At 72.9% G+C, this 2,088-nt stretch carries 1 protein-coding gene and 1 pseudogene; both read left to right on the top strand.

Annotated elements, in window-relative coordinates; all coding sequences use genetic code 11:
- Positions 1 to 214: 214 nt before the first annotated feature.
- Positions 215 to 295 (top strand): annotated as a pseudogene (locus tag AOK17_RS54235) (SCO5717 family growth-regulating ATPase); the annotation flags it as partial.
- Positions 296 to 760: 465 nt separating this feature from the next.
- A partial coding sequence (locus AOK17_RS46585; RefSeq protein ID WP_483855194.1) for an RNA polymerase sigma factor occupies positions 761 to 2,088 on the top strand: 1,328 nt, incomplete at its 3' end.

Here is a 2,088-nt window from a genome sequence, read left to right as displayed (position 1 = left end):
GGCGGAGTGGGACGGAGTGGCGGGGAGCGGAGGGGTGGAGGGGCCTGCGGTGGGGGTGGTTGTGGTGATTAGGCGGGGGTGGGCGCGGCAGAAGAACCCGGGGAAGGGGCCGCCGCGTCAGACAGGGGGATCTGGGGCGCGACGGACGGCCTCGGACGATCGGAACGGTCGCCCCAGCTCGGTATGAGGGTGCTCGACCACACCAGGAGGAATTGTGAACAGCGATCGGGACGGGATCCGCGGGGGCTGGGCCACACCCGGCGATGACCAGTCCGACGCGGAGTCCGCCGTCGAGACGACGGGCGAGTTCACCATCGACTACGCCCCTCCCGCCTGGTACACGCAGAACGCGTCGGGGAGTTCGGAGGGGGCCTCGCCGACTTCGTCGGCTTCCGTCGAGGAGGAGGAGTCGGACGAGGCAGAGGTCTCGGACGGGTCCGAGGGGACCGACGGGGCCGGTCCGGCGAACGGGGCGGACGGGGCAGCGGCTGCGGTGATGCCCGCGACGCCCGCGACGCCCTCGGTTTCGCCGGCTTCCGTGCCTTCCTTCGCGCCTGGAGCGCCTTTCGCTCCGCCCGCCGCTGTTCCGCCGCCTTCTGCTCCTGTTTCCCCCTCTACTCCTGCTACTCCTGACGGTGGTCCGGGTGCCGTTCCGCGGTTGCCCGTGGGGAGTGGGTTCGAGCCTCAGGCCCCGGCTCCTGTCCCGCCCTCCGCGGGTCCTGCCGGTCTGCCCGATCTGCCGAACCTCCAGGCTCCGCCGGTGACGCCTCCGGTCGATGAGCCCTCCGGTGAGGTCGAGGAGGACAACGGGGACATCGAGAGTGGCGCCACCATGCGGATCTCGGCTGTCGCCGTGAAGCGGGAGGTCTCGGAGCGGGCTGCGGCCTCGGACGAGGTCGCAGCCGACACCGACGCTCAGGATTCCGACGAGAACTCCGACGCGGCCTCCGATGCAGACGTTGACGGGGGCGTTGACGCGGAGGTCGTCGAGGTGGCGTTCGGGCGTGAGTCCGATGACGACGACGGCGTGGATGACGTTGACGACGTGAATGGCGTGGATGGCGTTGACGAGGGAGCCGAGGTGGCGGCCTCCGAGGGCGTGGCCACGGTTTCCGGCGAGGCCGACGCGTCGGACGAGGTCGAAGCGGCTGACTCGAACGACGCTGCCGCCGCGACCGACGAGGACGAGGATGTCGTCGCGGAAGATTCCGCGGGGGTGATCGAGCTGCACCAGGTTGACGCCGACGCCGAGGACTCCGCTGACGTCAGCGATGCCGTGCCCGTGGCGGACGACGAGCCCCAGGACGCGGAGCCGACGGATGCGGCTCCGGAGACGGCCGCCGACTCGGACTCCGAGCCGGAGCATGCTCCGCCCGCCAGCCAGGCCGAGCCTCAGGCCTCCGAGCCGCAAGACGCCGAGCCCCAGGATGCCGAGCCTCAGGATGTAGTGCCCGAGTCCGCCGCGGACGTGGCCGACGCCGTGCAGGACACGCCTCCCTCGTGGGCTCCGCCGCCGGTGCCGCAGGGCGGGCTTCCGCCGTTGCCGCCCTCGTACCAGCCTGCCGCGCCCGCTTCGGCCGCTCAGTGGCCCGCGTCCGCGGAGAGTGAGGGCGGGGCGTCTTCGGCTGAGGCTCCGGCTCAGCCGTCCGTACCGCCGCAGGGCCAGCAGCCCTTCCAGCCGCAGGCTCCGCAGCCTTCGCCGCCGGCCTGGCCCGCCGTGCCCGGTACGCCTGCCGCGGCCGACGCTTCGCCCGCCGCCGACGTACCCCCGTCGGCGCCGGCCTCCGCTGCTCCGGCGGCTCCCGGGCAGCCGGGCGGTTACGGATTCCCGCAGTTCAGCGCTCCGGGTACGGCTCCGGGCCCGCAGGACAGCATTCCCCGTACGACTCCGGAGCCCCAGGACAGCGTCCCCGGTGCGGCCCCGGCGGCGCAGGCCCATCCCGGCTTCCCGCAGCCCGGACCTACGACCGCGCCTCCGTCTCAGGCCCCCGCACCGACGCCTGCGCCTGCGCCCACACCTGCTCAGCAGAGTCCGGCCCCGGCCCCCCAAGGCGGCTACGGCTTCCCACCTTCCTCTTATACACATCT

It is taken from the genome of Streptomyces phaeochromogenes (assembly GCF_001418655.1).
Classification (GTDB): Bacteria; Actinomycetota; Actinomycetes; order Streptomycetales; family Streptomycetaceae; genus Streptomyces; species Streptomyces phaeochromogenes.
The sequence above is the reverse complement of the archived record's forward strand: the minus strand, read 5'-3'. Positions and strand labels throughout refer to the sequence as shown.